Below are 5061 nucleotides of genomic sequence, written 5' to 3'. Positions count from 1 at the left end.
GCCATGCGCCACCCCAGCGCCGACCAGTTGTGGGCCAGAATCTGCACCCAGTTGAATGCCCAGTTACCGTACATGCCTGCCTCATCCATTAAAATGACGCCCCATTTTATACACTGACACCACCATGCATGACGCCCCGCACCTGACCGACGCATTCAGCCAGCCCCTCAAGGGGGAGCGCAGCCGCTGGGCCCCCTTCAATACCACCCGCACCGCCCGCCTGCTGGCGCACTGGGTGCCGCACAAGCCCGGCATCACTCTGCTTGTGGCCGATGATCCCCACAGCGCCCATCAGCTTGAAGCGCTGATCCGCTTTTTCGCCCCCGATCTGGAGATCCTCCAGCTGCCGGAATGGGAGACGCTACCCTATGACCGCTTCTCCCCCCATCAGGAAATCATCTCCGAGCGGCTGCGCACCCTCTACCGCCTGCCCCGCAGCGAACGGGCGCTGCTGATCGCCACCCCTGCCACGCTGATGCAGCGACTGCCCCCCGTGGATTTCGTGCAACAACGGACCCTGCTGCTGGCCACGGGCGACCGGCTCGACCCGCAGGCCTTCGCCGGCGCTCTGGAAGAGCGCGGCTATCAGCGGGTGGCGCAGGTGATGGAGCCGGGCGAATTCGCCGTACGCGGGGCCATCATCGATCTCTTTCCCATGGGCAGCCCCCTCCCCTACCGCATCGACCTGTTCGATGACGAGATCGAAACGCTGCGCACCTTCGACCCGGACACCCAGCGCTCGCTGGACAGGGTGGAACGCATTGAGCTGCTGCCGGCGCGGGAGTTCAGTCTGGACGAGGATGGCATCACCCGCTTCCGCCAGCAGGCCCGTCAAGTGTTCGGCCCCGAGGTGCGCACCAGCCAGCTCTATCAGGACATCTCCGAGGGCCGCCCATTGGGCGGGCTGGAATACTGGCTGCCGCTGTTCCATGAGCAGACCGCCACCCTGTTTGACTACCTGCCGGCGCAGACTCATCCATTCCTGTTCGGGCAGGTAATCAAGGCCGCCGAGGCCAACTGGCACGCTTACGAAGAGCGCTACGACACCGCCCGCCTCAACCGGGATTTTCCGCCCCTGCTACCGGAGCGGCTCATCCTGAGACCGGACGAAATGATAGCCGCGCTCAAACGCTGGCACACCATTGAGCTGCAGGCGGACACGGAACAGGCCGATGCGGTCTTCGACCACCTGCCCCTGCCGGATCTCACCATCCAGCAGGATCACGACCACCCGCTGGCCCGGCTCAATGCCTTCGTGGACCGTTACGAGGGCCGTGTCTGTCTTGTGGCGGAAAGCCCCGGACGCCGGGAAGCCCTGCTGACACTGCTGCGCAGACAGGGACTCAAACCCCAACTGATTGAAGACTGGGCGGCTTTCGAACAGGGTGATGCACCACTGGCGCTGTGTGTCGGCCCCGTGGACGAGAGCGATGCCGACCACCGCCTCGCCCTGATTGCTGAAAGCGCCATCTTCGGCCAGGCCCTTGCCGGCCGCCGACAGAAGGTGCAGCGCCCCCATGAGGATTTCGACACGGCCATCCGCAATCTGGCCGAACTGGAGCCGGGCATGCCGGTGGTGCACATCCAGCACGGTGTCGGGCGTTACGAGGGGCTGACCACGCTTGAACACGGCGGCCATGCCGAGGAATTCCTCGTGCTGCGCTACGCCAATGATGACCGCCTCTATGTGCCCGTGACCCATCTGGAGCTGATCAGCCGCTACACCGGCGCCAGCCCGGAAAACGCCCCGCTGCACCGGCTCGGCACGGACAAGTGGCGCAAGGCCAAGGAGAAGGCGGCTCGACAGGCACGGGATGCCGCCGCTGAACTGCTGGATATCTACGCCCGCCGCGCCGCCCGGGAAGGCACCTGCTACGAGATCGACGAGGTGGACTACGCCCGCTTCGCCGCCGGCTTCCCCTTTGAGGAGACGCCGGACCAGCAGGCGGCCATCGAGGCGGTGCTGGCGGACCTCCAGTCGCCGCAGCCCATGGATCGACTGGTGTGTGGGGACGTGGGCTTCGGCAAGACCGAGGTAGCCCTGCGCGCCGCCTTCGTGGTGGCCAGCGCCGGGCGACAGGTGGCCGTGCTGGTGCCCACCACCCTGCTGGCCCAGCAGCACTATGACACCTTCGCCGACCGCTTCGCCGACTGGCCCATTCGTGTCGGGCTGCTGTCACGCTTTCAGAGCCAGAAGGAACAGAAGGAGACGCTGGCGGCACTGGCCGAAGGCAAGATCGACATCATCATCGGCACCCACCGCCTGTTGCAGAAATCGGTCAAATTCCGTGATCTGGGGCTGGTCATTCTGGATGAGGAGCACCGCTTCGGCGTTCGCCAGAAGGAGCAGCTCAAGAAGCTGCGCGCCGAGGTGGACGTGCTCACGCTCACGGCCACCCCCATCCCTCGCACTCTCAACATGGCCATGAACGACCTGCGCAGCCTGTCGATCATCGCCACGCCGCCGGCACGTCGTCTCAGCGTGGAGACCTTCGTGCAACCGTGGCGGGATGAGACGGCCCGCGAAGCCTGCCTGCGCGAACTGCGCCGCGGCGGTCAGGTCTATGTGCTGTTCAACGATGTGGACAGGATCGACGATTTTGCCGAGCACATTCGACAGCTGGTGCCGGAAGGCCGGGTCGGCATCGCCCACGGCCAGATGCCGGAGCGCCAGCTGGAGCGGGTCATGCACGACTTCTACCACCAGAAGTTCAACATTCTGGTGTGCACCACCATCATCGAAACCGGCATCGACGTGCCCAGCGCCAACACTATTCTCATCCACCGGGCCGACCGTTTCGGCATGGCCCAGCTGCACCAGCTGCGTGGCCGGGTGGGCCGCTCCCACCACCGGGCCTTCGCCTACCTGTTCACGCCGCAGGATCCGGCGCAGATGACCCCCAACGCCCATAAACGGCTGGAGGCCATCGCCCGGCACACCACCCTGGGCGCCGGCTTCCTGCTGGCCAACCACGACCTGGAGATCCGCGGTGCCGGCGAGCTGCTGGGGGAAAAGCAGGCCGGACAGATGCAGGAGGTGGGCTTCTCCCTCTATCAGGAGCTGCTGGAACGGGCGGTCAGAGCCTACAAGGCCGGTCAGGTGCCGGATGAACTGCCACCGGAACCCACACCCATCGAAATCGATCTGGGCGTCCCGGCGCTCATTCCAGAAGACTACCTGCCCGATGTAGCCACCCGACTGGTGCTCTACAAACGCATTGCCTCGGCCGAGAACGAGCAGGCTCTGGATGCCCTGCAGGTGGAGATGATCGACCGCTTCGGGCTGCTGCCGGAACCTGTCAAAAACCTCTTTGCCATCACCGCCCTCAAGCTCAGGGCGCGCCAACTGGGCCTGACCCGCATCGACGCCGGCGAAGAACAGGCTCGCATCGTCTTTGCCGAACAGCCTCATATCGATCCGCTCAAGCTGATCCAGCTCATCCAGAACGCCCCACAACGCTACCGCCTCAAGGGGCAACAGCAACTGACCATCTTCGCTAAAATGCCCGATATCCAAACACGACTGGACACGCTGCATGACCTGTTCAAGAAACTTGCGCCGGACGCTTGAATGGCTGTTGGTCGCCCTGCTGTGCTGGCCGTTGACCGGTCGTACACAGACGGATCATCCACCGCTCTACCAGGTGGAAGTGGTCGTCTTCACCACAGGCGCGCTGGCAGGCTGGACCGAAGAGTTCTGGCCCTGGCCGCCGGAATTGAAAACACTGCTGACCCCTGCAGCCGAACATGACACGAACGCAGTGGAGAATTCTGAAAATCCGGGCGAAAACGCCCCTCAGGACGGTACAGGCACCCTTAATCCTGCTTTTGCGCCGGGCGCGGAAAATGACGACCCTGCAAAATTGGGGGAGACCCCGTCATACAAACGCCCTCGGGCGGCACTTCTGAACGCGCTACTCAACGGTCAACCGCCCGGCTGGGCGCCCGGATGGATGGAACAGGTACGCCCCGTCTCCCCGGCGCAGCGCCTGCTGGATGACGCCGTCGCCCGCCTGAGTCCGAAACGGGGCTACCGGGTGCTGCTGCACCGGGCATGGATCCAACCCGCAGTGCCGGACGCGAAGAGCCGTTTTATCAGGGTGACAGGCGCCAATGCCTATGGCGACAGCGCCGATCTGCGCGTGCGCTTCCACCTGGATCGCTACGCGCATGTCAATCTGGACCTCGAAGTCAACCGGCGCATTCCAAAGGCCGCACGGGAAGCCTTTGCCGCCCATGAGAGTGTCCCGCTGGAGCAGCTGCCCGAGTTCTGGACCTTCCATCAGACGGCCCACCGCAAGCTGAAATCCGGAGAATGGCACTATATCGACCACCCCCTGTTCGGCACGCTGGTGGTCATCAACCGGGTGCGGCCATAAGCCGCACTCCTTTGCCGTCCCCGAGAACGGCGAACAAAAGCGGGTGGCTTCACCGTTCCGGGACGCCGCCCTTATCCCGAAACGAAAAAACCGCCCGCAGGCGGTTTTTTCTTCATGCGTCAGCGAAGCCGCCACTCAGCCTCGCTTTTCCGGAATGACCACATTCAGCTCCAGCACTTCATAGCCGTCGCTGCGATCCAGATGGATCTGCAGCTGTTCCTGATCGATCTCCACGTACTTGGAGATCACCTGCAGGATCTCCTCACGCATCTGCGGCAGAAAGTCCGGTCCGCGGCGGCGTGCGCCCTCATGAACCAGAACCATCTGCAGCCGCTCCTTGGCCTGCTGCGCGCTGTTTTTCCTCCGCCGTCCGGTCAGATAGTCCAGTATGCTCATGGTCACTTCCCAAACAGCTTCTTCAACAGGCCCTTCTTCTCCACCGTCAGGAACCGTTGCGGCCGCTCCTCTCCGAGGAAGCGGGCCACGATGTCCTCATAGGCCGCCGCCGCATCGGATCCCTTCTCGCGGATGACCGGCATGCCCGCATTGGAGGCGTTGAGCACGTCCTCGGATTCGGGCACGGCACCCAGCAGATCCACCCCCAGCAGCTCGACAATGTCGTTCCAGGCCATCATCTCGCCCGCTTCGACCCGTTCCGGGTTGTAACGGGTCAGCACCAGAT

At 64.0% G+C, this 5061-nt stretch carries 3 protein-coding genes and 1 pseudogene; 2 read left to right on the top strand and 2 right to left on the bottom strand.

Annotation, left to right across the window (positions count from 1 at the left end; genetic code table 11):
• The first annotated feature begins 124 nt into the window (after window positions 1-124).
• Together mfd and F8K16_RS02870 are read left to right on the top strand one after the other, a co-directional pair.
• Entirely contained in the window at window positions 125-3571 is a 3447-nt protein-coding gene (gene mfd, locus F8K16_RS02875) for a transcription-repair coupling factor (RefSeq protein WP_294946681.1), read from the top strand.
• On the top strand, window positions 3537-4379 hold the full coding sequence (locus F8K16_RS02870; protein ID WP_294946679.1) for a CsiV family protein: 843 nt from the start codon (window positions 3537-3539) through the stop codon (window positions 4377-4379). Before mfd ends, F8K16_RS02870 begins: the two co-directional genes overlap by 35 nt.
• A 135-nt stretch (window positions 4380-4514) precedes the next feature.
• Here F8K16_RS02870 and minE read toward each other — a convergent pair whose 3' ends face one another.
• Together minE and F8K16_RS02860 are read right to left on the bottom strand one after the other, a co-directional pair.
• On the bottom strand, window positions 4515-4775 hold the full coding sequence (gene minE, locus F8K16_RS02865) for a cell division topological specificity factor MinE (protein WP_294946676.1): 261 nt from the start codon (window positions 4773-4775) through the stop codon (window positions 4515-4517).
• A 2-nt stretch (window positions 4776-4777) separates the two neighbouring features.
• Window positions 4778-5061 (bottom strand): annotated as a pseudogene (locus F8K16_RS02860) (septum site-determining protein MinD); the annotation flags it as partial.

Origin of the sequence: Sulfurivirga sp. (assembly GCF_015490265.1) — a bacterium.
Lineage (GTDB): Bacteria > Pseudomonadota > Gammaproteobacteria > Thiomicrospirales > Thiomicrospiraceae > Sulfurivirga.
The sequence above is the reverse complement of the archived record's forward strand: the minus strand, read 5'-3'. Positions and strand labels throughout refer to the sequence as shown.

What these genes read in the sequence shown, in the direction of transcription:
- F8K16_RS02870 (WP_294946679.1), top strand. Translation starts at nt 3,537, where the DNA reads ATGACCTGTTCAAGAAACTTGCGCCGGACGCTTGAATGGCTGTTGGTC.
- mfd (WP_294946681.1), top strand. Translation starts at nt 125, where the DNA reads ATGCATGACGCCCCGCACCTGACCGACGCATTCAGCCAGCCCCTCAAG.
- minE (WP_294946676.1), bottom strand. Translation starts at nt 4,775, where the DNA reads ATGAGCATACTGGACTATCTGACCGGACGGCGGAGGAAAAACAGCGCG.